Origin of the sequence: Citrobacter sp. On2M, from assembly GCF_018035235.1 — a bacterium.
GTDB lineage: Bacteria > Pseudomonadota > Gammaproteobacteria > Enterobacterales > Enterobacteriaceae > Citrobacter > Citrobacter meridianamericanus.
The window spans coordinates 43031-69115 of the sequence record NZ_WPCV01000003.1 but is presented as its reverse complement, the minus strand read 5'-3'; the positions used below and the strand labels follow the sequence as shown (position 1 = coordinate 69115).

The 26085-nt window shown below is 51.1% G+C and carries 25 protein-coding genes; 20 read left to right on the top strand and 5 right to left on the bottom strand.

Annotated features, from left to right (window positions below; all coding sequences use genetic code 11):
- Positions 1 to 61: 61 nt before the first annotated feature.
- Positions 62 to 1531 (bottom strand): PLP-dependent aminotransferase family protein, encoded by a 1470-nt coding sequence (locus tag On2M_RS08930; RefSeq protein ID WP_187252974.1) that lies wholly within the window; start codon positions 1529 to 1531, stop codon positions 62 to 64.
- A gap of 124 nt (positions 1532 to 1655) precedes the next feature.
- Between On2M_RS08930 and On2M_RS08925 the strand changes: the two genes are divergently transcribed.
- Entirely contained in the window at positions 1656 to 2105 is a 450-nt protein-coding gene (locus tag On2M_RS08925) for a GNAT family N-acetyltransferase (protein ID WP_151224201.1), read from the top strand.
- 342 nt (positions 2106 to 2447) lie between these two features.
- Here the strand turns inward: On2M_RS08925 and On2M_RS08920 are convergent, their stop codons facing one another.
- From On2M_RS08920 to lsrR, 3 genes are all read right to left on the bottom strand, one after another.
- Entirely contained in the window at positions 2448 to 2798 is a 351-nt protein-coding gene (locus On2M_RS08920) for a cupin domain-containing protein (RefSeq protein WP_151218525.1), read from the bottom strand.
- Between the two features lie 12 nt (positions 2799 to 2810).
- Positions 2811 to 4403, bottom strand: coding sequence for an autoinducer-2 kinase (lsrK, locus tag On2M_RS08915; RefSeq protein WP_151218524.1), 1593 nt, complete (start codon positions 4401 to 4403; stop codon positions 2811 to 2813).
- A gap of 108 nt (positions 4404 to 4511) precedes the next feature.
- The gene (lsrR, locus tag On2M_RS08910) at positions 4512 to 5468 is read right to left on the bottom strand and encodes a transcriptional regulator LsrR (RefSeq protein ID WP_151218769.1); all 957 of its coding nucleotides are present in this window, start codon (positions 5466 to 5468) and stop codon (positions 4512 to 4514) included.
- A gap of 255 nt (positions 5469 to 5723) precedes the next feature.
- Here lsrR and lsrA point away from each other — a divergent pair, with 255 nt between their 5' ends.
- The 19 genes from lsrA to On2M_RS08815 all read left to right on the top strand — a co-directional run bounded on the left by lsrA (position 5724) and on the right by On2M_RS08815 (position 25034).
- Complete coding sequence (lsrA, locus tag On2M_RS08905) at positions 5724 to 7271, top strand: autoinducer 2 ABC transporter ATP-binding protein LsrA (RefSeq protein WP_151224200.1); 1548 nt, start codon at positions 5724 to 5726, stop codon at positions 7269 to 7271.
- Positions 7265 to 8314 carry an autoinducer 2 ABC transporter permease LsrC gene (gene lsrC, locus On2M_RS08900; RefSeq protein WP_187259322.1) on the top strand — a complete coding sequence of 350 codons (1050 nt, stop codon included), beginning with the start codon at positions 7265 to 7267 and terminating at the stop codon, positions 8312 to 8314. The genes lsrA and lsrC overlap by 7 nt, the downstream gene beginning before the upstream one ends.
- A complete protein-coding gene (gene lsrD, locus On2M_RS08895; RefSeq protein WP_151224198.1) occupies positions 8314 to 9312 on the top strand; it encodes an autoinducer 2 ABC transporter permease LsrD in 999 nt (332 codons plus the stop codon). The genes lsrC and lsrD overlap by 1 nt, the downstream gene beginning before the upstream one ends.
- 26 nt (positions 9313 to 9338) lie before the next feature.
- Entirely contained in the window at positions 9339 to 10361 is a 1023-nt protein-coding gene (lsrB, locus tag On2M_RS08890) for an autoinducer 2 ABC transporter substrate-binding protein LsrB (protein WP_187252977.1), read from the top strand.
- Between the two features lie 28 nt (positions 10362 to 10389).
- Positions 10390 to 11265, top strand: coding sequence for a 3-hydroxy-5-phosphonooxypentane-2,4-dione thiolase (lsrF, locus tag On2M_RS08885; RefSeq protein WP_151218519.1), 876 nt, complete (start codon positions 10390 to 10392; stop codon positions 11263 to 11265).
- 50 nt (positions 11266 to 11315) lie between these two features.
- On the top strand, positions 11316 to 11606 hold the full coding sequence (lsrG, locus tag On2M_RS08880) for a (4S)-4-hydroxy-5-phosphonooxypentane-2,3-dione isomerase (protein WP_103768553.1): 291 nt from the start codon (positions 11316 to 11318) through the stop codon (positions 11604 to 11606).
- 10 nt (positions 11607 to 11616) lie between these two features.
- On the top strand, positions 11617 to 12360 hold the full coding sequence (locus On2M_RS08875; RefSeq protein WP_187259321.1) for an epimerase: 744 nt from the start codon (positions 11617 to 11619) through the stop codon (positions 12358 to 12360).
- A gap of 358 nt (positions 12361 to 12718) precedes the next feature.
- Positions 12719 to 13840, top strand: coding sequence for a M42 family metallopeptidase (locus On2M_RS08870; RefSeq protein ID WP_210904679.1), 1122 nt, complete (start codon positions 12719 to 12721; stop codon positions 13838 to 13840).
- Complete coding sequence (gene sgcB, locus On2M_RS08865; RefSeq protein WP_103768556.1) at positions 13837 to 14115, top strand: PTS sugar transporter subunit IIB SgcB; 279 nt, start codon at positions 13837 to 13839, stop codon at positions 14113 to 14115. Before On2M_RS08870 ends, sgcB begins: the two co-directional genes overlap by 4 nt.
- An 11-nt stretch (positions 14116 to 14126) precedes the next feature.
- Positions 14127 to 15440: a PTS sugar transporter subunit IIC SgcC gene (gene sgcC / locus On2M_RS08860; protein WP_151218515.1), complete on the top strand. Its 1314-nt coding sequence runs from the start codon at positions 14127 to 14129 to the stop codon at positions 15438 to 15440.
- A gap of 12 nt (positions 15441 to 15452) precedes the next feature.
- Positions 15453 to 16259 (top strand): BtpA family protein SgcQ, encoded by an 807-nt coding sequence (gene sgcQ / locus On2M_RS08855; protein ID WP_151218514.1) that lies wholly within the window; start codon positions 15453 to 15455, stop codon positions 16257 to 16259.
- Positions 16260 to 16389: 130 nt separating this feature from the next.
- Positions 16390 to 16821, top strand: a complete 432-nt coding sequence (gene sgcA, locus On2M_RS08850) for an SgcA family PTS sugar transporter subunit IIA (protein WP_151224194.1) — start codon at positions 16390 to 16392, stop codon at positions 16819 to 16821.
- A gap of 11 nt (positions 16822 to 16832) precedes the next feature.
- Complete coding sequence (locus On2M_RS08845; RefSeq protein WP_151218512.1) at positions 16833 to 17465, top strand: ribulose-phosphate 3 epimerase family protein; 633 nt, start codon at positions 16833 to 16835, stop codon at positions 17463 to 17465.
- A gap of 16 nt (positions 17466 to 17481) precedes the next feature.
- On the top strand, positions 17482 to 18264 hold the full coding sequence (locus On2M_RS08840; RefSeq protein ID WP_151218511.1) for a DeoR/GlpR family DNA-binding transcription regulator: 783 nt from the start codon (positions 17482 to 17484) through the stop codon (positions 18262 to 18264).
- Between the two features lie 302 nt (positions 18265 to 18566).
- A complete protein-coding gene (locus On2M_RS08835; RefSeq protein WP_151218510.1) occupies positions 18567 to 19355 on the top strand; it encodes an IclR family transcriptional regulator in 789 nt (262 codons plus the stop codon).
- Between the two features lie 4 nt (positions 19356 to 19359).
- Positions 19360 to 20265, top strand: coding sequence for a dihydrodipicolinate synthase family protein (locus On2M_RS08830; RefSeq protein WP_151218509.1), 906 nt, complete (start codon positions 19360 to 19362; stop codon positions 20263 to 20265).
- Positions 20266 to 20275: 10 nt separating this feature from the next.
- Positions 20276 to 22243 (top strand): YjhG/YagF family D-xylonate dehydratase, encoded by a 1968-nt coding sequence (yjhG, locus tag On2M_RS08825; protein ID WP_210904678.1) that lies wholly within the window; start codon positions 20276 to 20278, stop codon positions 22241 to 22243.
- 106 nt (positions 22244 to 22349) lie between these two features.
- Positions 22350 to 23699, top strand: a complete 1350-nt coding sequence (locus tag On2M_RS08820; protein ID WP_210904677.1) for a GntP family permease — start codon at positions 22350 to 22352, stop codon at positions 23697 to 23699.
- Positions 23700 to 24047: 348 nt separating this feature from the next.
- A complete protein-coding gene (locus tag On2M_RS08815) occupies positions 24048 to 25034 on the top strand; it encodes a sugar-binding transcriptional regulator (protein WP_151218507.1) in 987 nt (328 codons plus the stop codon).
- A 36-nt stretch (positions 25035 to 25070) separates the two neighbouring features.
- On the opposite strand, the gene On2M_RS08810 is transcribed toward On2M_RS08815, so the two are convergent.
- Positions 25071 to 26075 (bottom strand): GRP family sugar transporter, encoded by a 1005-nt coding sequence (locus tag On2M_RS08810; protein WP_210904676.1) that lies wholly within the window; start codon positions 26073 to 26075, stop codon positions 25071 to 25073.
- Positions 26076 to 26085 lie beyond the last annotated feature (10 nt).

Genomic DNA, 26085 nt, shown 5'->3' with positions numbered 1-26085 from the left:
CCACAATGCGTGTTTTTTACGGATCCACTGTATTAATGATAAAAATTGAATAAGTTACAATTTAAATAACCTGAGCAAGGCGACGTATCCCATCAACAATTTCCTCTGACGGATGATTGGCAAAGCCAATCAAAATTCCCTGTCGTAAGACATCCCCGTGGTAATAACGGCTTAGGGAGAGTATTCCCATGCCAAGTAATCTGGCTTTCTCTTCAACTTCATTTCCGGTTAAGCCATTTTGTAGCCAACACACAATATGAACGCCGGAGTCAGAAGGCTGAACGATCATTTTATCAGCGAGATAATCCTGAATGGCATTGACCAGCGTCGTTCTTCTTTCATAGCACGCCTTGCGGATTCGACGCACATGACTGGCATAATGCCCATCCTCAATAAAACTCGTCATCACTGCCTGCTCAAGATAGCTGGTGCCGAGATCGGTAAAATATTTCGTCACCATAATCTGTTCTTTTAAACCAGGAGGGACAACTAAAAAACCTAAACGGAATTCTGGATACATCATTTTAGAAAATGTTCCAGCATAGATTACCCGTTGATTCTGATCTAATCCCTGTAATGCTTGTAAAGAACGATCGGCATACCGGAATTCGCTATTATAATCATCTTCAAATATCCATGCCTGGTTTGACTTCGCCCATTCCAGCAATTCAAAACGCCGGGTTAAACTCAACGATCCGCTTAATGGATATTGATCCGACGGAACAACATAGGCGAGATTAGCGTTTGGAAAATTCTCAATGCCATAGCGGACGTTCATTCCTTCGCTATCTACCTGGACTGGCCTAACCATAGCGCCAACTGACATAAAAACCCCTCGCGCACCTTTGTAACCCGGGTTGTCCAGCCAAACATCACTTCCCGTTGAAAGTAGCGCTCGCGCAGTAATGTTCAATGCCTGTTGGATGCCATTTACGATAATGATCTGATCTTCGTTACAGTTCACTCCACGCGTTGTTTTGATATAACGGCAAACCGCTTTTCTCAGAGGAAGATAGCCGCAAGGATGAGTGTGAGCGCCCAGTTGATACCTGGATTGTCTCCAGACCCGCTGCAGTAGTTTTCCCCATAACGCATGTGGGAAGAGATCCGTGCACCCAACGCCAACCGCAAACAGACGGTTCATGCCGCGCCCTTCATACTCATTCGACCATAAATCCAGAACCGGGTCATTTCGGTTGTTTACTTGTTCATCTGGCGCGACGACTTCCCCTAACTCTATCTTCGGATAACTATTGCTGATACTTAGATCCGGAATATTGTGCGCTACATACGTACCAGACCCTTTTCGGGTCAGGATATACCCTTCATCTAATAACCGGTCATAACCGGCAATCACCGAGTTGCGTGAAATTGACATCATCTCGGACAACGCCCGGGTTGAAGGCATTTTTGTTCCTGCGGGTAATCGGCCTGTAAGAATGTGATCACGGAGTGTGTGATAGATCTGTTCCTTCACGATGCCGTTGCCTAAAACAAATCCTTGAAATAAAGGTGCATTGTTTTTCTTCATTTTATTAACCTTTATGCTAAAAGTGGATCCTATCAATTGATGAAAAGTGTCACTTTACAAGAAGTTATAAAAAATCCAGGATAATCATCCGGGCACATTATTCTTATAATATCAGGATAAATATATGAACGACAAAAAGACTATTACTATAGTAACCGCAGAACAACAAGACTACACCAACTGGCTTCCTTTATGGCTAAACTACCAAACATTTTATCGCACTAAAATTTCCGAGGAAGTAACAAAATTAACATGGGAGCGTTTCCTTACGCCGTGCGAGCCTGTTTATTGTGCTGTCGCTAAATATGATGGAAAAATAGTAGGTCTGGTGCATTATCTCTTTCACCGTTCAACCTGGACAGATTCAAATTATTGCTATCTTGAAGATTTATTTGTTAGCGAAGATGTACGCGGACAACACATCGGTAAACAGCTTATCGAGTATGTTCAACAAGAGGCTCAAAAACACCACGCGTCAAGATTATATTGGCATACACATGAAACCAATCTGCGTGGACAACGCTTGTATGACTGGGTTGCTAAAAAGAGCGGGATGATCGAATATCGTATGTGAGGGAAATGATACTCTGAGCAAACTTTAATTATTCAGTACTTAAAATCAAAGATTAGCCTCTGAGTAGATATACTCAGAGGATGTATTGGTGAAAATCAAGCTGGAGAAGAGGCTGATTTTCATAATTAAGACTTTCTTTAAATTTACTTTGTATTATTACGGCGGCAAGAAAAGCCCCGCGGTCGCGATTAGGTATAGACAATAGCGCGGTAGCAATATGCCAGAGGCCCGGCAAGTTGGTAGGATTCGACCATGTCTACATTCGATAAATGGAGCAAGGCGAGTAACATCACCCGCCCCAGCCTTCATCTAATGGAGTCGATTTACTTAAAATACCAGTGGCTAATACGTCGTCGGCTCAACCGGATGACTGTCTCCCGGAATATGCGGAGATTTAACAAAGACGCCTTTCCACGGAACCTCACCTCTGTTCACCAGAAAATGTGCTTCACCGGGATCGCAGTGCAAAACATCCCCCGAGCCTAACGTGTAGGGCTCACCGTTCAGATATAACGTCACTTCACCTGCCAGGGTATAAAAAATCTCGCAGGCTTCGATGTGACGATGGTTGGGAAAAGACTGACCGGGCTGGAGCATGACGACGCCCATGTCACATACCGGACCGCGAATGAGATATTTCGGGCCGCTATCACCAAAACGGTACTCATGCTGCGCTTCGTTCGATTTAATCATTGCGATCTCCTGTTATAAACCCGGCGCTTTCCACAAAGAGGTCGTCAACCCGTGATCGACCAGACCTAACTGCTCCTGATATACCGCCTGCCATTTCTCACGTGATTCCCGATAAAGCTCGTGCTTCTCTTTATCCGGCACATGTTCCCGCTCCCAGCGTACCAGTCGTTCACCGGTCTCGGCCATAGATGACCAGATCCCTGCCCCGACACCGGCAGCAATGGCGCAGCCGAGCGCCGTTGCCTCTTTGACGACCGGCACATTAACCGTCAGCCCTGATACATCCGCCAGAATCTGGCTCCAGAGTTTGCCCTTCGAGCCCCCCCCAGCAAATACCAGTGAAGTAGGATGGATGCCGGTAAAATCGGCGATTTGCTGCAAATTACAGGTCGATACAATGGCCGCATTCTCTTCCAGCGCACGAAACAGCGTAGCTTTATTGCATTTTTCCGGATCGATGGACAGGTTGATAAACGAAGGAGCGGCGTGATACCAGCTCTTGAAACGCATCCGGTCAGAGAAAATTGGCATCACTCCCCATGCACCTGCCGGTACCCGGGAAGCCATCTCCTCCAGAAGGGTGTAGGTATCTACCCCCAGACGCTCAGCGATCAGCTTTTCTTCTGCACAGAAAGCGTCACGAAACCAGCGCATCGTCAGGCCAGTAAAAAAGCTGATGGATTCGGTTTGCACCATTCCCGGAATGACGTGCGGATTAATGCGCACATTCATCTCCGGATCAACAATCGGAGCGGGTAAATTCACCACCTGCTGCCAGAATGTGCCGCCCAGCACGGCGGTTTGCGCCGGACGTACGACCCCAAGGCCAAGGCAGCCCAACTGAACATCTCCGCCGCCTACTACCACTGGCGTACCTGCTTTCAACCCGCACTGTGCAGCGGCCTGGGCCGTCACCCTTCCCAGGAGCGTTCCTGTCTCTTTAACCGGTGAGAGAATATCCGACCGCAATCCTGCCATCTGCAACAATGACGGTTTCCAGTCTCGCGTTTTGAGGTCCAACAGGCCCGTTGTTCCGGCATTGGAAGGATCCACCGCCAGCTCACCGCTGAGCATGTAGGCCATCCAGTCGCTGATCATCGTGACCGTTGAGGCGCGACGATAGATATCCGAACGATGATGCGCCAACCAGAGCAGGCGTGGGATGGCGCTCAGCGCCAGCGTCTGTCCCGTGCTGCGATAGACCTCACTTTCGAAGGTGTAATCGTGGATCTCCTTAAGTTCGCTGACTTCCCGTGCCGCTCTGGCATCCACGTTTGCGCAGGCCCAGACAGGCGTCCCCTCTGCATCATAGACCACAATGCCTTCACGCATCGAACAGGCTGAAACGGCAGCAATCGCTTCTGGCGCAATCCCGGCGTTATGCAGCGCCTGACGAATACACTCACAGGCCAGTTGCCAGTTTTTCCCCAGATCAAACTCCATCGAGCCGGGCACATCCGGTACGGCGAGATGCCGCCATTCCGCTTGCCCCACCGCGATTTGTTTACCTTCCAGGTCGAAAATCACGGCGCGAACGCTTCCGGTTCCGGCGTCCAGTGCCATCAGGTAATGTGCTGATTCAGAGAGGGTACAGAGTCGGGCCATCGTTTTTGTCCTCGGCTTATTATATTTGTCAGGTCGTCAATGCTTTCTCCACAGTACAAACGGAAATTCTGTTACTTCCCTGCCGCGCGACTGCACGGCAGATACGCATTACTGCCCGCTGACAATGGCGGCGGCAGTTTCCTGGTCAGTGACCAATGCGTTGATATAACCCCCTTTCATCGCCGCAGCGATCGCTTCCGCTTTATTCACGCCTCCGGCAACACCGATCACCGTCGGGATCGTCTTCAGGGTATTGAGGGTTAACCCGATAAGTTCATCGTGGATCTTCATATCCGGAATCACCTGCCCTTCGCCATCAAAGAAGTAGCCCAGAATGTCGCCCACAGCGCCTTTGCGGCCAATCATCAGCTGTTCACCCTGAGTGATATAGCCTGAGCGAATAATGGTGGCCTCATCTTTCTGGTTGATTGCGCCGATACCGACAATGGCCGCGTCGGCAGCCTGGGCAGCCAGCAGGACATCCTGGACGCTGTTTTCATTTTTTAACGTCCGGGCAATCTCTGCTGAGGAGGCGCGAAGCGGAGCCGGAATAATACTGACCGGACAGGCCGCGTTGAGTTGTCCAATCCCAGTCATGTAAGGCCCCACGCCACCCGAGAGCGTCACCAGGCGAATTTGTTGAGCAGAGATAAATCCGCTCAGTCGCTTTAACGTGTTCATGGTCGCTTCGCCGAAACCGGCCGCCAGAATCTGCTGTGGCTGGAGTGACTCCATCAGCATATGCGCGGCGCCAATCCCCAGGCGAACGCAGGCATCTGCTCCGGGAAGTCCCGGGATGACCCGTACATTGTTCAGCTCAAAGCGACGACGTAATTCAGTTTCATATTCCAGACAGCCTTCAAAGCGAGAATTAATCTGTACACGAATAATCCCGGACTGATGCCCCTTCTCCAGCAGGCGCGACACTTTAAGCCGCGTCAGCCCCAGCCTGTTGCTGATGTCGCTCTGCGTCATACCGTCGTGGTAATAGAACCACGCAATGCGTGCCACCAGCTCTTCTTCACACATCCCTTGCCCGGAAATCATCGGGTCGTTAATAGTCATCATTCTGTCTTCACTTTGAACATATCGAATTTCTGAACGCAATTGTTCATTCATTGGTAGTTAATAACTGTGATTAAACCCACATTTCGGTGGCTTTTTATTGAACAAATTTAATTACTCCGATCATTTTAGCATAAAACGTGATCTATTCGTCGGTTTTATGAGCAGTTAGGTCATAAGGTTATGAACAATTCGAATCGCTCAATACATTTGTTCAACCTGATTCTACCCAGGCCGAACGGAGGTGGCACGTAAATGAGTCACGAAAAAATCGCTCCGCTACTCAGCGCACAGTCTGTCTGTAAGCAGTACTCCGGCGTTAAGGTACTGAAAGGTATTAACTTTACCTTGCGTAAAGGCGAAGTCCATGCGCTGCTGGGAGGGAATGGTGCCGGGAAATCCACGCTGATGAAAATTATCGCCGGTATTACTCCGGCGGACAGCGGAAGCATTGAGATTGAAGGATCCCGCTGTACAAAACTGACGCCGATCCTGGCGCATCAGTTGGGGATCTACCTTGTACCACAGGAGCCACTGCTCTTCCCCAGCCTGACGGTAAAAGAGAATGTCCTGTTTGGTCTGCCCAAACACCAAAGCTCGGCGCAAAAAATGAGCGCGATGCTCGCCGCGCTGGGCTGCCAGTTTGATATCAACAGCCAGGCCGGTTCACTGGATGTCGCCGACCGGCAAATGGTCGAAATCCTGCGCGGGCTGATGCGCGATTCGCGAATTTTGATCCTTGATGAACCCACAGCCTCACTCACACCAGCAGAAACAGATCGGTTGTTCAGTCGTCTGCGTGAGTTGCTGAGTGCCGGCGTAGGGATCGTTTTCATCTCCCACAAGCTGCCTGAGATACGCCAGATTGCGGATTACATTAGCGTGATGCGGGACGGAACCATTGCGCTCTCCGGTAAAACGGCGGACCTGAGCACAGACGAAATTATCCAGGCCATTACGCCAGCGTCACGTACTAACACGCTGAGCGCGACCCAGAAACTGTGGCTGGAATTGCCTGGCAACCGTCCGCAGCACGATGCAGGCACACCAGTATTGAGCCTCGAAAATGTCACCGGTGAAGGATTCATGAACGTCAGTTTCGAGGTTCGTGCCGGGGAAATTTTAGGTCTGGCTGGCCTGGTCGGCGCCGGGCGCACCGAACTTGCAGAAACGCTTTACGGGCTACGACCTCTGCGGGCCGGACGCGTCGTACTCGGCGGCAAGGATATCTCCACGCTTTCCACACGCGAGCGTCTGCAGCATGGTCTGGTATATCTACCGGAGGATCGGCAATCATCAGGACTGAATCTGGATGCCTCGCTGGCGTGGAATGTTTGCGCATTAACCCATAACCACAGCGGTTTCTGGGCAAATCCGGCAAAAGACAGCGCCACGCTCGAACGTTATCGCCGCGCGCTCAATATCAAGCTGAACGATCCCGAACAACCTGCCCGCACGCTCTCCGGTGGTAATCAGCAAAAAATTTTGATCGCCAAATGCCTCGAAGCCTCGCCGCAAGTGCTGATCGTGGATGAGCCGACGCGCGGAGTGGACGTCTCTGCCCGTAACGACATCTACCAGTTGCTCCGCAGTATTGCGGCTCAGAATGTCGCGGTGCTGTTCATCTCGTCCGATCTGGAGGAGATCGAACAGATGGCCGATCGCGTTTACGTCATGCACCAGGGGGAAACAGGCAACGATGCCCTGCAGGGCGACGAGATTAATGTCGACACCATCATGCACGTTGCGTTTGGCGACCGCCCGTCAGGGACTACGCCACATACCGGGGAGGCGCCATGCTGAAATTTATTCAGAATAATCGCGAGGCAACCGCACTGTTGGCAGTGCTGTTGCTGTTCGTTCTGCCGGGGATGCTTGACAGCCAGTACCTCAGTGTTCAGACGCTGACGATGATCTTCAGCAGCGCCCAAATTCTCATGCTGCTGGCGATGGGGGCGACGCTGGTGATGCTGACCCGCAACATCGACGTATCGGTCGGCTCGATAACCGGGATGTGCGCCGTGCTGCTGGGGCTGCTGCTGAACGCGGGATATCCCTTGCCCGTGGCCTGCGTAGCGACGCTGCTACTGGGATTGCTGGCGGGGGTTATTAATGGCGTGCTGGTCGCCTGGCTGAAAATCCCGGCAATTGTTGCCACGTTAGGAACGCTGGGTCTGTATCGCGGCGTCATGCTGCTCTGGACGGGCGGTAAATGGATTGAAGGACTGCCTGCACAGCTTAAGCAACTCTCCGCCCCGGTTTTCCTCGGGATCTCCGCCATCGGCTGGCTGACCCTACTCCTGATGCTGCTGATGGCCTGGCTACTGGCAAAAACCGCCTTTGGTCGCTGTTTTTATGCCACCGGGGATAATTTGCAGGGCGCACGGCAACTGGGAGTACGTACCGAAGCCATCCGTATTCTGGCCTTCTCGCTCAACGGTTGCATGGCGGCGCTGGCTGGGATCGTCTTTGCTTCTCAGATTGGCTTCATCCCTAATCAGACCGGAACCGGGCTGGAAATGAAAGCCATTGCTGCCTGCGTACTGGGTGGAATCAGTCTGCTGGGCGGTTCCGGGACAATCATTGGCGCCGTGCTTGGTGCCTATTTCCTGACTCAAATCGATAGCGTACTGGTCCTGCTGCGCATTCCGGCCTGGTGGAATGACTTTATTGCCGGTCTGGTCCTGCTGGCGGTGCTGGTATTTGACGGCCGACTGCGCTGCGCGCTGGAACGTAATATCCGCCGACAAAAATATGCCCGCTTCACTCCGCAGCCTCAGCCGTGTCCGTCGACAAAAAGCGCCGCGGATACTGTGCGCACCGCTAAAAAACGTGAGGTTGCCTGATGACTCGTTTACATCGTTACGGCTGGGAACTGGCGCTCGCCGCGCTACTGGTGATTGAAATTCTGGGATTTGGCGCTCTGAACCCTCGACTGCTGGATCTGAACGTACTGCTGTTCAGCACCAGCGACTTTATCTGCATTGGTATTGTTGCCCTCCCCTTAACCATGGTGATCGTCAGCGGCGGGATCGATATCTCTTTTGGCTCCACGATGGGGCTGTGCGCTATCGCGCTGGGCGTGATGTTCCAGGGGGGCGTACCGTTGCCGCTGGCCATTATCCTGACGCTCGCGCTGGGCGCGCTGTGCGGATTGATCAACGCCGGGCTGATTATCTACACGGGCGTGAATCCTCTGGTTATCACGCTGGGAACGTTGTACCTGTTTGGCGGCAGCGCATTGTTGCTGTCGGGGATGGCAGGGGCGACCGGTTATGAAGGTATTGGCGGCTTCCCACAGGGCTTCACCGATTTTGCCAACCTTGATGTGCTGGGCCTACCCGTGCCACTGATCTTCTTTCTCGTCAGCGTGCTCTTTTTCTGGCTGTTGATGCACCGAACCCACGCCGGACGAAATGTCTTCCTGATTGGGCAAAGCCCCCGCGTGGCGCTGTATAGCGCTATCCCGGTGAATCAGACGCTATACGCATTGTACGCGATGACCGGCTTTGCATCGGCAGTCGCAGCGGTGCTGCTGGTTTCTTACTTTGGCTCTGCTCGCTCCGATCTGGGGGCCTCCTTCCTGATGCCGGCCATTACGGCGGTCGTCCTGGGCGGTGCCAACATCTATGGCGGTTCCGGGTCAATTCTCGGCACAGCCATCGCCGCGCTGTTAGTGGGCTATCTGCAGCAGGGGTTGCAGATGGCTGGCGTGCCTAACCAGATATCCAGCGCCCTCTCTGGTGCATTACTTATTGTCGTTGTCGTAGGTCGTTCCGTCAGCCTGCATCGTCAGCAAATTAAAGACTGGATGGCACGTCGTCGCGCTGTTCGGCAGGCCTGAAACCCATTGCCCTAAAGGAAAAGTACATGACTATTCAGAGCATTAAAAAAATTGCCGTAATCAGTACCCTTAGCCTAGCGGCGTTCACCCTCAACGCTTATGCCGCAGAGCGAATCGCATTTATCCCGAAACTGGTTGGGGTGGGGTTCTTTACCAGTGGTGGTAACGGTGCCCTGGAGGCCGGTAAAGAGCTTGGTGTCGATGTTACCTATGACGGTCCGACAGAGCCCAGCGTCTCTGGTCAGGTTCAACTCATCAATAACTTTGTTAACCAGGGGTATAACGCCATTGTGGTTTCCGCTGTTTCACCTGATGGGTTATGCCCGGCGTTAAAGCGCGCCATGCAACGCGGTGTGAAAGTCCTGACATGGGATTCTGACACCAAACCGGAATGTCGCTCGTACTACATCAACCAGGGTACACCAGCGCAGTTAGGCGGCATGCTGGTTGATATGGCCGCAAACCAGGTCAAAAAAGAGAAAGCCAAAGTGGCCTTCTTCTACTCCAGCCCGACCGTAACCGATCAGAATCAGTGGGTGAAAGAGGCCAAAGATAAGATCTCCAAAGATCATCCGGGCTGGGAAGTTGTCACCACTCAGTTTGGCTATAACGACGCCACCAAATCGCTGCAAACCGCAGAAGGCATTATTAAAGCTTATGCCGATCTCGACGCCATCATTGCGCCGGATGCCAACGCCCTTCCTGCTGCAGCTCAGGCCGCTGAGAACCTGAAGAATACCAGCGTGGCGATTGTCGGTTTCAGCACACCAAACGTAATGCGTCCTTATGTTGAACGCGGCACGGTAAAAGAATTTGGCCTCTGGGACGTGGTCCAGCAGGGCAAGATTTCCATATACGTGGCTGATGCCTTGCTGAAAAAAGGCGACATGAACATTGGGGACAAGCTGGAGATTCCGGGTGTTGGGCAAGTTGAAGTCTCGCCGAACAGCGTGCAGGGCTACAGCTACGAGGCGAAGGGAAATGGCATTGTGCTTCTGCCTGAACGCGTGGTGTTCACTAAAGATAACATCGATAAATACGATTTCTGATTTTCATTCCGTAACCGTGGAGTAAAAAATGGCTGATTTAGATGACATCAAAGATGGTAAGGATTTCCATACCGATACGCCGCAACGCAATACCCCGTTCACACTTAAGGGATGCGGCGCACTTGACTGGGGGATGCAGTCCCGACTGTCGCGCATTTTTAATCCTGAGACCGGAAGAACGGTTATGCTCGCGTTTGACCATGGCTATTTTCAGGGACCAACAACAGGACTGGAGCGTATTGATATCAATATCGCTCCCCTGTTCTCTCTCGCTGATGTACTGATGTGCACACGCGGCATCCTGCGCAGTGTGGTCCCCCCCGCCACCAACAAACCGGTAGTCCTGCGCGCCTCAGGCGCTAACTCAATTCTCACCGAGTTAAGCAACGAGGCGGTCGCGCTCTCCATGGATGATGCCGTTCGTCTCAACAGTTGCGCCGTAGCGGCACAGGTGTATATCGGCAGTGAGTATGAACATCAGTCGATCAAAAATATCATTCAGTTGATCGATGCCGGCATTAAAGTCGGCATGCCAACAATGGCGGTGACCGGCGTGGGGAAAGACATGGTTCGCGATCAGCGCTACTTCTCACTCGCTACCCGTATCGCCGCAGAGATGGGGGCGCAGATCATCAAGACCTACTATGTCGATAAAGGTTTTGAGCGCATCGCCGCGGGTTGTCCGGTTCCGATTGTTATCGCGGGTGGTAAAAAATTACCTGAACGTGAAGCGCTTGAGATGTGCTGGCAGGCCATCGATCAGGGCGCATCCGGCGTCGATATGGGGCGTAACATCTTCCAGTCCGAGCACCCAGTCGCCATGATGAAGGCCGTCCACGCGGTGGTGCATCGTAATGAAACCGCTGAACGCGCGTACGAACTCTATCTGAGCGAAAAAAACTAAAAAGGGTATGGGCCTGCCCTGGTGGGCCCATGCGTTTTAAGGAGAAAAGTATGCATGTCACTCTGGTGGAAATTAACGTCCACGAAGATAAAGTCGACGAGTTTATCGAGGTATTTCGCCTCAATCATTTGGGGTCGGTGCGTGAAGAGGGGAATCTCCGCTTCGATGTGTTGCAGGATCCGGAAGTTGAGAGCCGCTTTTATATTTATGAAGCCTATAAGGATGAAGCCGCCGTTGCGTTCCATAAAACTACACCCCACTACCTTGCCTGTGTGGAAAAACTGGAATCACTGATGAGCTGCCCACGAAAAAAACGCGTCTTCAATGGATTGATGCCATAAGGATCTAAAAATGAACCGTTCCTTTTCCGGTTTGAATCGCACAGAGTGCGTATCGTTAATGAAGCACTACCCGTTAAGCATCGGCATTCTTGCCGGTCAGTGGCTCAAACTCGGGGAGTATCAGCAAAATCTTCGCGCGCTTGAACAACCCGTTATTCACCTGGATCTGATGGACGGACATTTTTGCCCTCAGTTCACCGTTGGCCCCTGGGCTATCGCACAGTTGCCACAGCAGATGATTAAGGATGTCCACCTTATGGTGGATAATCCCTGGCCCGTTGTGCAGGCAAGCGTAAAGGCAGGAGCACACTGCGTCACGTTGCAGGTGGAAAACACGCCGCATCTACACCATATGCTTCATTGGCTTGGTGAGCAAAATGCTGAAGTTTCCGGTGGCACTATGCCGCTTTTGCGAGGGATTAGCCTGTGCCCTGCAACACCACTGGAATATATTCTACCGGTCATTGAAGACGTTGAAATAATACAAATTCTGGCGGTAAATCCCGGCTACGGTAGCAAACTCAGCAAGTCAGCGTTACTGAGACGCATCGCGCAGGTTGTCGCATTACTCAATGCAGCCGGCAAGCGAGACGCCATTCTGCTGGCAGTTGATGGTTCGCTAAACCTGGAAGAACTTCCAGAGATCATCGCCAGCGGAGTGGATCGTGTAGTATCCGGCAGCGCACTCTTCAGGAACGATGCTCTGACGGACAATATCTCTCACTGGCTCGCTACAATTCATTCAGCGCAATAAGTACTGCTATATTTTCTTTTATCACCAGGATACTAACGATTTACCACATGCCATTAAGTTCTACGCTCCCTTGGTAGAAAACCTGGATATACACAGGCATAAAGAGGGAGCGTCCTGCAACAAAGTGGGCGATAACAGTTACCGCGTTTTATTCATCCTCATTATTTCAAGCATAAATACTGGTCTCTCCAGCCCGTAACTTTCACAAACGTTGAGCGTTTTTATTCCACCCGGTTCACATTATTTTTTATTTGTGCAGCTTTGCGCGTTTTCACGTGAGCGTTCTCACAATTATTCGACCAGTGAGCGCCTATAAAACGCTCAACGAGTGATTGTTTTACGTTCTACGGAGATAGCTATGTCATTTTCTGTTCAGGAAACCCTGTTCTCGCTTTTGCAGCATAATGCGATCTCAGGACACGAAAACGCAGTCGCTGATGTCATGCTGCGCGAATTCAGGCGTCATGCAAAAGAGGTCTGGGGAGACAGGCTTGGGAATGTCGTCGCACGCTACGGTAGTGATAAACCTGATGCACTGAGACTGATGATTTTTGCGCATATGGATGAAGTCGGTTTTATGGTGCGCAAAATAGAGTCGTCTGGATTTTTACGTTTTGAACGCGTAGGCGGTCCTGCGCAAGTCACTATGGCTGGTTCCGTCGTCACCCTCGCCGGGGACAATGGGCCGGTGATGGGATGTATCGGGATTAAGTCATACCACTTTGCCAAAGGCGACGAGCGCACGCAGTCACCTTCCGTCGATAAATTGTGGATTGATATTGGCGCCAAAGACAAAGACGACGCCTTACGGATGGGCATTCAGGTCGGTACGCCTGTCACTCTGTATAACCCGCCCCAACTCCTGGCAAACGATCTGGTGTGCAGTAAAGCGCTTGACGATCGTCTGGGCTGTACTGCGCTGCTCGGTGTAGCGGATGCTATCAGTACTACGGAGCTTGATATCGCTGTTTATCTGGTGGCTTCGGTACAGGAAGAATTTAATATCCGTGGCATTGTTCCCGTATTACGCCGTGTAAAACCAGATCTGGCGATTGGTATTGATATCACGCCATCGTGTGATACCCCTGATTTACACGATTATTCCGAAGTCAGGATTAATCAGGGCGTTGGGATCACCTGCCTGAACTACCATGGTCGGGGAACGCTGGCAGGATTAATCACGCCTCCTCGCCTGATACGGATGTTGGAACAGACGGCTCTTGAACACAACATTCCGGTGCAGCGAGAAGTGGCTCCCGGCGTGATAACAGAAACCGGTTATATCCAGGTTGAGCAGGATGGTATTCCCTGCGCCAGTCTCTCTATTCCTTGTCGCTATACCCATTCTCCGGCGGAGGTTGCCAGCCTGCGTGATTTGACTGACTGCATCCGCTTATTGACTGCTCTGGCAGGTATGCCAGCAGCACATTTCCCCATTGAGCCTGATTCAGGCGCTACACAAGAGGCACATCCATTATGAAAAAGATCCTTGTGGCATGCGGTACCGGCATGTCGACTTCAACCATGATTGCACACAAGCTGCAAGAGTTCCTGACTGAACAGGGCATTGCAGCCACTACCGCCCAATGCTGTCTGAATGAGATCCCTCTTAACTGTAACGGTATGGACCTTATTGTTACCTCCATGCGAACCAACAGTGATTACGGCATCCCTACGCTTAATGGCGCCGCCCTGCTCACAGGGATCAACGACGACGCGTTAAAACAACAAATCAAGGCTCTGTTAACCCAATAAAAGGAGGCATTATGTTTGATTACATCCTGTCTCTCGGCGGTACCGTTTTCGTCCCTATCATCATGATCGTGATTGGCCTTATCTTCCGCATCCCCTGGCTGCAAGCGATTAAGGCAGGGGTAACGGTCGGGATCGGTTTTGTCGGTATGGGACTGGTGATCGTCATGGCGATCGACAGCCTCAGTCCCCCTATTAAAGTGATGATTGAACGCTTCGGCCTGACCCTGCATGTCTTTGACGTTGGTGCAGGCCCCGCCTCCGGCGTTGGTTATGCGACTGCCATTGGCGCCATGATTATCCCGGTTATTTTTCTTCTCAATGTCGCCATGCTGGTCACCCGTCTGACCAAAACGATGAACGTCGATATTTACAATTACTGGCACTACGCCATTACGGGTACGGTGGTCCAGCTTATGACCGGTAGCCTGATTTATGGTGTGTTGGGGGCAATCTGCCATGCGGCGCTATCGTTAAAAATGGCCGACTGGACGGCAAAACGGGTACAGAACATCGTCGGGCTGGAAGGTATTTCGATACCGCAAGGCTACGGTTCCAGTTCAGTACCGCTTTTCGTTCTACTTGATGCTATCTATGAAAAAATCCCTTTCATGAAGGGACGCAATATCGATGCTCAGGAGATCCAGAAACGCTACGGCATGGTCGGCGATCCGGTGATCATCGGCGTAGTGCTCGGTCTGATTTTTGGCCTGGCAGCTGGCGAAGGCTTTAAAGGTTGCGCCAGTCTGATGATTACCGTTGCGGCAATCATGGTGCTGTTCCCACGCATGATCCGCCTGATTGTTGAGGGCTTAATGCCCATCTCCGACGGCGCAAGAAAATTCTTCCAGAAGTATTTCAAAGGACGTGAAGTGTATATCGGTCTGGATACCGCGGTGACGCTGGGCCATCCAACCACCATTGCCGTTGGCCTACTACTGATTCCCATTATGTTAATTCTGGCCAGCATTTTACCGGGCAACAAAGTATTACCCCTCGCAGACCTGCCGGTAGCGCCGTTCTTTATCTGTATGGCTACGGTTATCCACCGCGGAGACCTGATCAGGACGTTGATAAGCGGGATCATCGTGATGATTACCGTCCTGCTGATCGCCACCCAGTTCGCGCCTTACTTCACCGAAATGGCGCTCAAAGGCGGTTTCAGTTTTGCCGGTGAAAGTGCGCAAATCTCAGCGTTGTCCGTGGGCAATATGTTCGGTTGGTCGATTTCTGAACTGATGTCGCTTGGCATTATTGGCGTTGTCGTGGCGGTCGGTATTGTCGCCAGCGTCGTTCTGTTCTTACGTAAACGTGAATTATCGGAATAAGGAGTACTTTCAATGAGTTGGCTGAAAGAGGTTATTGGGACGGAAAAAGCGGTCATCGCCATGTGCCATCTACGTGCATTGCCCGGCGACCCGAGTTTTGATGCGCAACTGGGGATGAATTGGGTTATCGACAGAGCCTGGGACGATCTGATGGCGCTGCAAAATGGTGGGGTAGATGCAGTCATGTTCTCCAACGAATTTAGTCTTCCCTATCTCACGAAGGTGCGTCCGGAAACGACTGCGGCAATGGCACGAATCATCGGGCAATTGATGAACGATATCCGCATCCCATTTGGCGTGAATGTACTGTGGGATCCGGTCGCCTCATTCGACCTGGCGATGGCTACCGGCGCTAAGTTTATCCGCGAGATCTTTACCGGAGCCTATGCCAGCGACTTTGGCGTTTGGGACACTAACGTCGGTGAAACCATTCGCCATCAGCACCGCATTGGCGCAGGCGGAGTGAAAACGTTATTCAATATCGTCCCTGAAGCTGCCGTCTATCTGGGCAATCGCGATATCTGTTCCATTGCTAAATCGACGGTATTTAACAACCATCCCGATGCGCTCTGCGTTTCAGGCCTGACCGCCGGGGCACGTACCGACAGCGCGCTGTTAAAACGGGTCAAAGAAACGGTGCCTGACACCGTCGTGTTGGCCAACACGGGCGTCTGCCTGGAAAACGTGGAGGAACAACTCAGTATCGCCGATGGCTGTGTGACCGCAACCACCTTTAAAAAGGACGGCGTTTTTGCCAATTTCGTTGACCAGGCGCGAGTCAGTCAGTTTATGGAGAAAGTGCATCATATACGCCGATAAGATGGGGATAAGCAGAGCGCTTATCCCCGGCAGAGAGCAATAACCCTTCTGCGATCCCTGCCGCCTTCGTCAAAAGTATCGACGGGGATCGCTACCAGAGTAACCCGAATCGGCATGGAGTCAACGACGGATGATTAACGATATTAAATGGGTACAGTCACAACTTGAAGCCACAGACTGGCGTCAGGCCGTAGAAATCGCCGCCCGCCCGCTGGTAGCCTATGGTGCCGCGCAGCCATGCTACGTTGATGGGATCATCGAAAATACCCTTAACTGGGGGCCTTATTATTTGATAGCCCCGGGCGTTGCGTTGCCTCACGCCCGACCAGAGCAAGGCGCAAACTATAATCAGGTCAGCATCACCACGCTACGCACTCCGGTCGCCTTTGGTAACGAAGAGTGCGACCCCGTCTGGTTGCTTCTCTGCGTCAGTGCCACGGATGCCAACGCACATATTTTGACCATTCAGCGCATCAGCCAGTTTATTGATTCGCCACAATGGTTAGCGGCAGTGCGAAATGCCAGCACCGACGATGCACTTTTTGCGCTGGTATCAGGTTAACGGAGGCGCTTATGATCCTGCACCCTTCTCTCGCCAGCGCAAATCCTCTGCACTATGGTCGCGAGTTAACGGCATTAGACAACCTGGATTTTGGGTCCCTGCATCTGGATATTGAGGACAGCAGCTTCATTAACAACATTACGTTTGGGATGAAAACGGTGCAGGCCGTTGCCAGACAGACGCCTCATCCACTTTCCTTTCATTTTATGGTTGCCCGGCCACAGTTCTGGTTTAACGCGCTGGCTGAAATCAGACCCGCGTGGATCTTCGTTCATGCGGAAACGCTGGACTATCCCTCGGAAACATTAGCAGAGATCCGCCATACCGGCGCACGAGCCGGGCTGGCATTTAATCCGGCAACCCCGATCGACGCCTGGCGATATCTGGCGTCTGAACTGGACGGGGTGATGGTGATGACCAGTGAGCCCGATGGGCAGGGACAGCGGTTTATTCCCTCCATGTGCGAGAAAATCCAAAAAGTACGCACGGCTTTTCCTGAAACCGAGTGCTGGGCCGACGGTGGAATTACGCTGGCGGCGGCACAGCAACTGGCAGCAGTTGGGGCGCAACATATGGTGATTGGGCGCGCCCTGTTCTCTTCATCTGACTATCGCGCGACCTTAGCCCAATTCGCCCCCCTGTAAGAGGAGATTGTTTCTGATGAGCCAACAGAGACCTGACCGTATCAAACAGATGCTGCATTACCTGTGGCAACATCGTCACCTCTCCACACAGCAGGCCATGGAACTTTTTGGCTATGCGGAAGCGACTGTTCGCCGTGATTTTCAGTATATTGCCAACCAGTACCCGGGCATGATCCGCGGTCACGGTTGTCTCGACTTCGACGACAGTACCGACGACAAAGAGTACGTCTTCGATGTGAAACGCACATTGCAATCTGTGGCGAAGAGAGAAATAGCCGCCCTTGCCCGAACAATGATCAAAGATGGCGACTGCTTTTTTCTCGACTCCGGCTCAACCTGCCTCGAACTGGCGAAATGCCTGGCCGATGCGCGGGTAAAGGTCATCTGCAACGACATTAAAATCGCCAATGAGCTGGGCTGTTTTCCCCATGTGGAAAGCTACATTATCGGTGGACTGATTCGCCCGGGTTATTTTTCGGTAGGAGAGAGTCTGGCGCTGGAGATGATCAATGCCTTTTCCGTAGAACGTGCGTATATCTCCTGCGATGCGCTGTCGCTGGAGACGGGTATCACCAATGCCACCATGTTTGAAGTCGGGGTGAAAACACGGATTATTCAACGCTCGCGTGAAGTTATTCTCCTGGCCGATCACTCTAAATTTGATGCCGTTGAGCCGCATGCTGTAGCAACACTCTCATGTATTAAAACGATCATCAGTGACAGCGGGTTACCTGAGACTATTGCACGGCGTTATCAGCGAGCCGGATGTCAGTTGTTTTTGCCTCATTCAATAAAATGATAAGCAGGTTCGTTCGAGAGGGATTTCAAGCAAAAATGCTCAATGGCACCCGTTGAAAAATATTGACGATGCACTCGAAAGAATAAAGAAGTCCTATACGCGATCCACACTCAACTATGTTGCAAGAACACTCCATCTACTTTTTATTCTCATTTACTAAATGTGACTGTACTGGATTCATTATTCAAACTGCGTACAAGATCACATTTAATCACTCCATTACGGTTCAGCATGCTGAACAAAGCATATTTTCCATTATGTAATGTCGATACCATTTATTCCATGAGCAAGGAGGAGCCATTATGGTTCGCAAAGGATGTAATTCATTAGTCCGTGCCGAAAAAATATTAACCCACATTGCATGGGTTGGCATGGCCAGTTATATGGAGTTATTAAATAAATTCCAGTATCCAAAAAGCAGCCTGCTTAATTTATTAAATGTAATGGTGGAATGCGGTTTCTTAATTAAAAACAAAAACGGCTACTATTCACTGGGAATAAAAAACTACGAGTTGGGTTGTCAGGCGTTACACCGTCAAAATATATTTGAGGTGACTAAGCGGCCAATGCAGGAGTTGTCGCTGAAAAGTGGACTGGTTTGTCATCTTGGGGCGATGGAGAGCATTTCAGCTATCTATCTCGACAAGGTCGAAAGTCCGGACTCGGTACCGACGAGCAAAAGCTGGATTGGTAAAAAACTTGAATTGCATATTACTGCGTTAGGTAAGGCGTTATTAGCCTGGAAGACACGAGAAGAACTGGATTATTTTTTAGAGGCACTCACGTTAACCCCGCATACGCACAACACATTTACCGATAAAAAGTTGTTTCTGGAAGAATTACAAAAAACACGACTTCGGGGATGGGCCATAGACAACGAAGAATCAACCTATGGAGCGGTATGTTTAAGTATGCCGGTATTCAATATGTATAACAGGGTTAACTATGCAATCTCTCTTTCTGGCGATCCAGTGGTTTATTCAGGAAATAAGATAGACAGCTATCTGGAATTGCTCCGGAAATGCGCCGGGCAAATATCATATGGGCTGGGATACAGAAACGAAAATGAGCATTTACGAAAAGGAAACTGAGGTAATGAAAAAATTCCGCGGCATTATTCCACCGGTATCCAGCACGTTTCATCGTGACGGAACCCTTGATAAAACGGCAATGCGCGAAGTTGCCGACTTCCTGATTAATAAAGGGGTCGACGGACTGTTTTACCTGGGTACCGGTGGTGAATTTAGCCAGATGAATACAGCCCAGCGCATGGCGCTCGCCGAAGAAGCCGTGGCCGTTGTGGGTGGGCGAGTGCCGGTATTGATTGGCGTCGGTTCGCCCTCCACTGACGAAGCGGTGAAACTTGCGCAGCATGCACAAGCCTGCGGCGCTGATGGTATCGTCGCTATCAACCCCTACTACTGGAAAGTCGCACCACGCAATCTTGACGACTATTACCAGCAGATCGCCCGTAGTGTCACTCTGCCGGTGATCCTGTACAACTTTCCGGATCTGACGGGTCAGGACTTAACCCCGGAGACCGTGACACGGCTGGCTCTGCAAAACGAGAATATCGTTGGCATCAAAGACACCATCGACAGCGTTGGTCACTTGCGTACGATGATCAACACAGTTAAGTCGATACGCCCGTCGTTTTCTGTATTCTGCGGTTATGACGACCATTTGCTGAATACGATGCTGCTGGGCGGCGACGGTGCGATAACCGCCAGCGCTAACTTTGCTCCGGAACTCTCCGTCGGCATCTACCGCGCCTGGCGTGAAGGCGATCTGGCTACCGCCGCGACGCTGAATAAAAAACTACTACAACTGCCCGCTATTTACGCCCTGGAAACACCGTTTGTCTCACTGATCAAATACAGCATGCAGTGTGTCGGGTTGCCTGTAGAGACGTATTGCTTGCCACCGATTCTTGAAGCATCAGAAGAAGCAAAAGATAAAGTCCGCGCGCTACTTACCGCGCAGGGCATTTTACCAGTCTGAGGAGAAACTCATGTCTGTTCGCAATATTTTTGCTGACGAGAGTCACGATATCTACACCGTCAGAACGCACGCCGATGGCCCGGACGGCGAACTGCCATTAACCGCAGAGATGCTTATCAATCGCCCGAGCGGGGATCTGTTCGGTATGACCATGAATGCCGGAATGGGCTGGTCTCCGGACGAGCTGGATCGGGACGGTATTTTACTGCTCAGTACACTCGGTGGATTACGCGACGCAGAGGGTAAGCCCGTGGCGCTGGCGCTACACCAGGGGCACTACGAGCTGGATATCCAGATGAAAGCGGCGGCCGAAGTCATTAAAGCCAACCATGCCCTGCCCTATGCCGTGTACGTCTCCGACCCTTGTGACGGACGCACTCAGGGCACAACGGGGATGTTTGATTCGCTACCATACCGTAATGACGCCTCAATGGTGATGCGCCGTCTTATTCGCTCTCTGCCCGGCGCGAAAGCTGTCATTGGCGTGGCGAGTTGTGACAAGGGGCTGCCAGCCACTATGATGGCGCTCGCCGCACAGCACAACATAGCGACGGTGCTGGTGCCCGGTGGCGCGACGCTACCCGCAAAGGACGGAGAAGACAACGGCAAGGTGCAGACTATTGGCGCACGCTTCGCCAATGGCGAATTATCTCTACAGGACGCACGCCGTGCGGGCTGTAAAGCCTGTGCCTCTTCAGGTGGCGGTTGTCAATTTTTAGGCACCGCCGGAACATCTCAGGTGGTGGCCGAAGGATTAGGGCTGGCAATCCCACACTCAGCACTGGCTCCTTCCGGCGAGCCTGTGTGGCAGGAGATCGCCAGAGCTTCTGCACGAGCGGCACTGAACCTGTGTCAAAAAGGCATCACCACCCGGGAAATTCTCACCGATAAAGCAATAGAGAATGCGATGACGGTCCATGCCGCGTTCGGTGGTTCAACAAACCTGTTGTTACACATCCCGGCAATCGCTCACCAGGCAGGTTGCCGTATCCCGACCGTTGACGACTGGATCCGCATCAACAAGCGCGTGCCCCGACTGGTGAGCGTACTGCCTAATGGCCCGGTTTATCATCCAACGGTCAATGCCTTCATGGCAGGCGGTGTGCCGGAAGTCATGTTGCATCTGCGAAGCCACGGGTTGCTGCATGAAGATGTTATGACGGTTACCGGCAGCACGCTGAAGGAAAACCTCGACTGGTGGGAGCACTCCGAACGGCGTCAGCACTTCAAGCAACTCCTTCTCGAGCAGGAACAAATCAACGCTGACGACGTGATCATGTCGCCACAGCAAGCACAAGCGCGCGGGTTGACCTCAACTATCACGTTCCCGGTGGGCAATATTGCGCCAGAAGGATCGGTGATCAAATCCACCGCCATTGATCCCTCGGTGATTGATGAACGAGGTATCTATTACCATAAAGGTGTGGCGAAGGTTTATCTGTCCGAGAAAAGTGCGATTTACGATATCAAGCATGACAAGATCAAGGCGGGCGATATTCTGGTCATTATCGGCGTTGGACCTTCCGGTACCGGGATGGAAGAAACCTACCAGGTTACCAGTGCCCTGAAGCATCTGTCATACGGTAAGCATGTTTCGTTAATCACCGATGCACGTTTCTCGGGCGTTTCTACTGGCGCATGCATCGGCCATGTGGGGCCAGAAGCACTGGCCGGAGGGCCCATCGGTAAATTACGCACCGGGGATATCATTGAAATTAAAATTGATTGTCGCGAGCTTCACGGCGAAGTCAATTTCCTCGGCACCCGTCGCGATGAACAATTACCTTCACAGGAGGAGGCAACTGCAATATTAAATGCCAGACCCAGCCATCAGGATTTACTTCCCGATCCTGAATTGCCAGATGATACCCGGCTATGGGCAATGCTTCAGGCCGTGAGTGGCGGGACATGGACGGGTTGTATTTATGATGTAAACAAAATTGGCGCGGCTTTGCGCGATTTTATGAATAAAAACTGAAAGCATAAATAAAAACATCCAGACACCTGAATTATCCGGCTACACATCATTCGTTATTTACTCAGTCGGATAATGACGGGTCGCTACCCTGTTATGAGAGGACGTTATGCCACTAATTATCGTTGTGGCAGGGATTGCTTTACTCCTGCTTTTAACCATAAAAATTAAGCTTAATACGTTTGTTTCGTTAATTATTGTATCGATTGCTGTCGCCATCGCCAGTGGTATGGATTTGAGTAAAGTCGTCACCTCAGTCGAATCCGGACTTGGCGGTACGTTGGGACATATTGGCTTGATATTTGGTTTCGGTGTTATGCTCGGTCGCTTGCTGGCCGATGCGGGTGGTGCACAGCGAATAGCGCTGACCATGCTGAATTATTTCGGGAAAAATAAACTTGACTGGGCAGTGGTCTGTTCGGCGTTTATTGTCGGTATTGCACTTTTTTTCGAAGTCGGTTTAATTCTTCTGGTACCTATTTTATTCGCTATTGCCCGTGAAGCAAAAATATCACCGATGTTTATGTGTGTGCCGATGCTTTCCGGTTTGCTGGTCGCGCACGGTTTTTTGCCGCCGCACCCCGGCCCGACAGTTATCGCCAGAGAATATGGCGCTGATGTAGGATTGGTACTGATATACGGTATCATTGTCGGCATTCCAACCTTTATTCTTTGCGGCCCGATATTGAATAAATTTTGCCAGCGCATTATTCCAGACGCCTTTAAAAAAGAGGGGAATATTGCCTCTCTCGGCTCGACCCGCCGATTCAGCGAAAGCGAAATGCCTGGCTTTGGGATAAGTTTTCTCACGGCAATGCTGCCGGTGATCCTGATGGCGGTTGTCACCATCATCCAGATGACTCATGCCAAAAGTGCTGCGGATTCAGGCTTATTCTACAACGTGATACTGTTCTTAGGTAACTCGACGATCGCCATGCTGATTTCACTGCTGTTCGCGATCTATACCATGGGCCTGGGGCGCGGGAAAACAATCCCTGACCTGATGGATTCTTGCGGAAAAGCTATCGCGGGTATTGCTGGTCTGCTGCTGATTATCGGTGGTGGTGGTGCATTCAAGCAAGTTCTCATCGATTCTGGCGTCGGTCAGTATATTTCCACCCTGGTTTCGGGTATGGATATTAACCCGATCCTGATGGCCTGGGGCGTGGCCGCATTCCTGCGTATTTGTCTGGGTTCAGCCACCGTCGCGGCGATCTCTACCGCCGGTCTGGTCATCCCGCTGTTGGCAGTACATCCCAATACCAACCTGGCCTTGATTACGCTGGCTACCGGTGCCGGATCCTGTATTTGTTCTCACGTTAACGATGCCAGTTTCTGGATGATTAAAGACTTTTTTGGCCTTACCACCAAAGAAACGCTGTTATCCTGGACGCTGATGTCCACACTCTTATCCATCAGTGGGCTGATTTTTATTCTGTTCGCCAGCTTAGTTTTATAATCAGGTTCTCGCCAGTGAGCCAACCTGTCGGTTCACTGGCCCTCATCATTTAGTGAGTGGCGGTAACTGTCTGCGCGGTGACGAATCGCTGACGATCAAAAAGGGGTGATATTGAACCGTTTTATTGTGCTGAAGGAGTTTACCCTCAGTAATACTGATAAAGCCGGAGCATGCCTCCGGCTTTTTAGCATAGAGGAACAGAAGGCGACCGCTCAAATGGTATGCTGGTTTATTTCATGTAAAAGAATAAAATATCTGTATAAAATCATGCCACTGGCAATCTGCATCAACTCTCCGGGTAAACAGGGTTAAGATAAGCATTTCCCCGGTTTAATACAGGTATACAAAGTGGATAGAGATCAAACAAACAGCAGCCTGTTCAATGATGATCCCGTACTTCATGCAACATGGCTGTACTATCAGGAAGGCAAAAGCCAGACTGAAGTTGCAGCTATCATGGGGGTGTCCCGCGTCACGGTCGTCAAATACCTGCAAACAGCCCGGGAAAATGGACTGGTTCATATCAACCTGGACGTGAATGTCTTTGGATCTATCGACGCTGCTTTGCAAATTCGCGATAAATTCAATCTCCAGAGAGTGATCATCGTGCCTGATGGCGAACATGCCGGAAAGCGTGATGATACAAAGCTGATGCGTACTCGTCTTTCACGTGCCGGTGGCATGTATCTGAATCAGGTAATTGAGAATGGTGATGTGCTGGGAGTTGCCTGGGGAAGAACAATCCATCAGATGAGCAAAACCATGACGCCGAAGTCATGTAAAAATGTCACCGTTATTCAGATGCTCGGTTCCATGCCCTCTCAACCAGACCTGACGATTATTGAATCCTCATCACAAATCGCTTACAAGCTTTCAGGACGTGTCGCTTCGCTTCATGTTCCTGCCGTGGTATCAAGTGCCAGACTGGCAATGGAGTTACAGGCCGAACCTATTATTCGCTCGAATTTTGACGTTCTGACTCGTTGTACGAAAGCCTTTTTCGTCGTAGGTAATGCTCTTGATGAAAATCCCCTTATTCGAGTGGGTGTGCTGAATAAGAAGGAAATGCAGACCTATCGGGATTTAGGTGCGGTAGGTGTCATTTGTGGTCGCTTCTATGACAAGGAAGGAGTACCCGTCGTGGCTGATGTTGACCAGCGTATTCTTGGCATAAGTCTGGCTCAGTTAAGGCAGATTGAACGGAAGATCTTTCTTGCTGGTGGGGAAAGAGGCTATGACGCGACGCTGGGTGCCCTGCTGGGGGGATATGTCACAGACCTGATTGTTGATGAAGGAACGGCTGAGTTTTTGCTGGCGTGTGAATTACCGCAGTAAAAGAATGAATAACTGCCCCATAGTTGGGGCAGTATTTTATTGATTAGCGGCGATAATTAAAATAATACCCACAATGTATGAAATAAACATGGTCAGCAGCAGTTTATTGGTTCCGGCTGGCGCACTGGCAAATTCTCTCCAGATGAATACCCCCCAGATCACGGCAATCATTGTTGCCCCCTGTCCCAGACCGTAGGAAATAGCATAACCCGCCTGACCAGACGCAATCAGACTAAATGCCAGACCGACACACCAAATCATACCGCCCAACCAGCCACAAACATGATCCCGTAAACTTCCGGAAAAATACATTTTCCCGTTGACAGGTTCTCCTGAAATAGGCTTTTTCATAACCAGCGTGTTAAGGATAAAGTTCGACAAAAACAGCCCTATGGCAAACAGGACAAGTGCTGAGTACGGCGTCATCAGACCGCTGGCAGGCTGACTGAAATTGTCTGACATGGAGTCAGCCAGGAAGCGGAAAAACCATCCCATGATGATACCCGCCAGAATAGCAGTGATGAGACCTTTGTTACGACGGGATTTATCCGCCTCCTGAGTGACACGACCATAGGCTATCGCGGTAAAAATAATGGCGATCACAACGCAGGCGACACCGAGGAACAGAATGAGCGGATCGCCCTTCGGATTGCCGATATAAGTGGTGATCACACCCAGAGCCAGTGCCAGCCCCACACCCACAGGAAAAGCTACCGCCATACCGGCAAGATTAATAGAAGCGACCAGAAGGATATTGGAAATATTAAAAATAATCCCTGCAAGTATTGCCGACATCAGACTACCACTGCTCGCCTGCTGAATATCAGGTATAAAGCTACGACCGGCTTCCCCCGTAGACCCCAAAGTGAAGGCAAATAACAAAGAGCACAGCAATAATCCAACTGAGTAATCCCAATAAAATAGAGGAAACTCCCATTTTTTATTACTTACAAGTTTGGTTGTATTCGCCCATGACCCCCAGCAAATCATGGTAATAAAACACATTATTATAGCAACAGCATACGATTCCACGATAAACATAAATAACTCC

Coding starts and splice junctions, on each gene's coding strand:
- On2M_RS08930 (WP_187252974.1), bottom strand. CDS start 1,531: ATGAAGAAAAACAATGCACCTTTATTTCAAGGATTTGTTTTAGGCAAC.
- On2M_RS08925 (WP_151224201.1), top strand. CDS start 1,656: ATGAACGACAAAAAGACTATTACTATAGTAACCGCAGAACAACAAGAC.
- On2M_RS08920 (WP_151218525.1), bottom strand. CDS start 2,798: ATGATTAAATCGAACGAAGCGCAGCATGAGTACCGTTTTGGTGATAGC.
- lsrK (WP_151218524.1), bottom strand. CDS start 4,403: ATGGCCCGACTCTGTACCCTCTCTGAATCAGCACATTACCTGATGGCA.
- lsrR (WP_151218769.1), bottom strand. CDS start 5,468: ATGACTATTAACGACCCGATGATTTCCGGGCAAGGGATGTGTGAAGAA.
- lsrA (WP_151224200.1), top strand. CDS start 5,724: ATGAGTCACGAAAAAATCGCTCCGCTACTCAGCGCACAGTCTGTCTGT.
- lsrC (WP_187259322.1), top strand. CDS start 7,265: ATGCTGAAATTTATTCAGAATAATCGCGAGGCAACCGCACTGTTGGCA.
- lsrD (WP_151224198.1), top strand. CDS start 8,314: ATGACTCGTTTACATCGTTACGGCTGGGAACTGGCGCTCGCCGCGCTA.
- lsrB (WP_187252977.1), top strand. CDS start 9,339: ATGACTATTCAGAGCATTAAAAAAATTGCCGTAATCAGTACCCTTAGC.
- lsrF (WP_151218519.1), top strand. CDS start 10,390: ATGGCTGATTTAGATGACATCAAAGATGGTAAGGATTTCCATACCGAT.
- lsrG (WP_103768553.1), top strand. CDS start 11,316: ATGCATGTCACTCTGGTGGAAATTAACGTCCACGAAGATAAAGTCGAC.
- On2M_RS08875 (WP_187259321.1), top strand. CDS start 11,617: ATGAACCGTTCCTTTTCCGGTTTGAATCGCACAGAGTGCGTATCGTTA.
- On2M_RS08870 (WP_210904679.1), top strand. CDS start 12,719: ATGTCATTTTCTGTTCAGGAAACCCTGTTCTCGCTTTTGCAGCATAAT.
- sgcB (WP_103768556.1), top strand. CDS start 13,837: ATGAAAAAGATCCTTGTGGCATGCGGTACCGGCATGTCGACTTCAACC.
- sgcC (WP_151218515.1), top strand. CDS start 14,127: ATGTTTGATTACATCCTGTCTCTCGGCGGTACCGTTTTCGTCCCTATC.
- sgcQ (WP_151218514.1), top strand. CDS start 15,453: ATGAGTTGGCTGAAAGAGGTTATTGGGACGGAAAAAGCGGTCATCGCC.
- sgcA (WP_151224194.1), top strand. CDS start 16,390: ATGATTAACGATATTAAATGGGTACAGTCACAACTTGAAGCCACAGAC.
- On2M_RS08845 (WP_151218512.1), top strand. CDS start 16,833: ATGATCCTGCACCCTTCTCTCGCCAGCGCAAATCCTCTGCACTATGGT.
- On2M_RS08840 (WP_151218511.1), top strand. CDS start 17,482: ATGAGCCAACAGAGACCTGACCGTATCAAACAGATGCTGCATTACCTG.
- On2M_RS08835 (WP_151218510.1), top strand. CDS start 18,567: ATGGTTCGCAAAGGATGTAATTCATTAGTCCGTGCCGAAAAAATATTA.
- On2M_RS08830 (WP_151218509.1), top strand. CDS start 19,360: ATGAAAAAATTCCGCGGCATTATTCCACCGGTATCCAGCACGTTTCAT.
- yjhG (WP_210904678.1), top strand. CDS start 20,276: ATGTCTGTTCGCAATATTTTTGCTGACGAGAGTCACGATATCTACACC.
- On2M_RS08820 (WP_210904677.1), top strand. CDS start 22,350: ATGCCACTAATTATCGTTGTGGCAGGGATTGCTTTACTCCTGCTTTTA.
- On2M_RS08810 (WP_210904676.1), bottom strand. CDS start 26,075: ATGTTTATCGTGGAATCGTATGCTGTTGCTATAATAATGTGTTTTATT.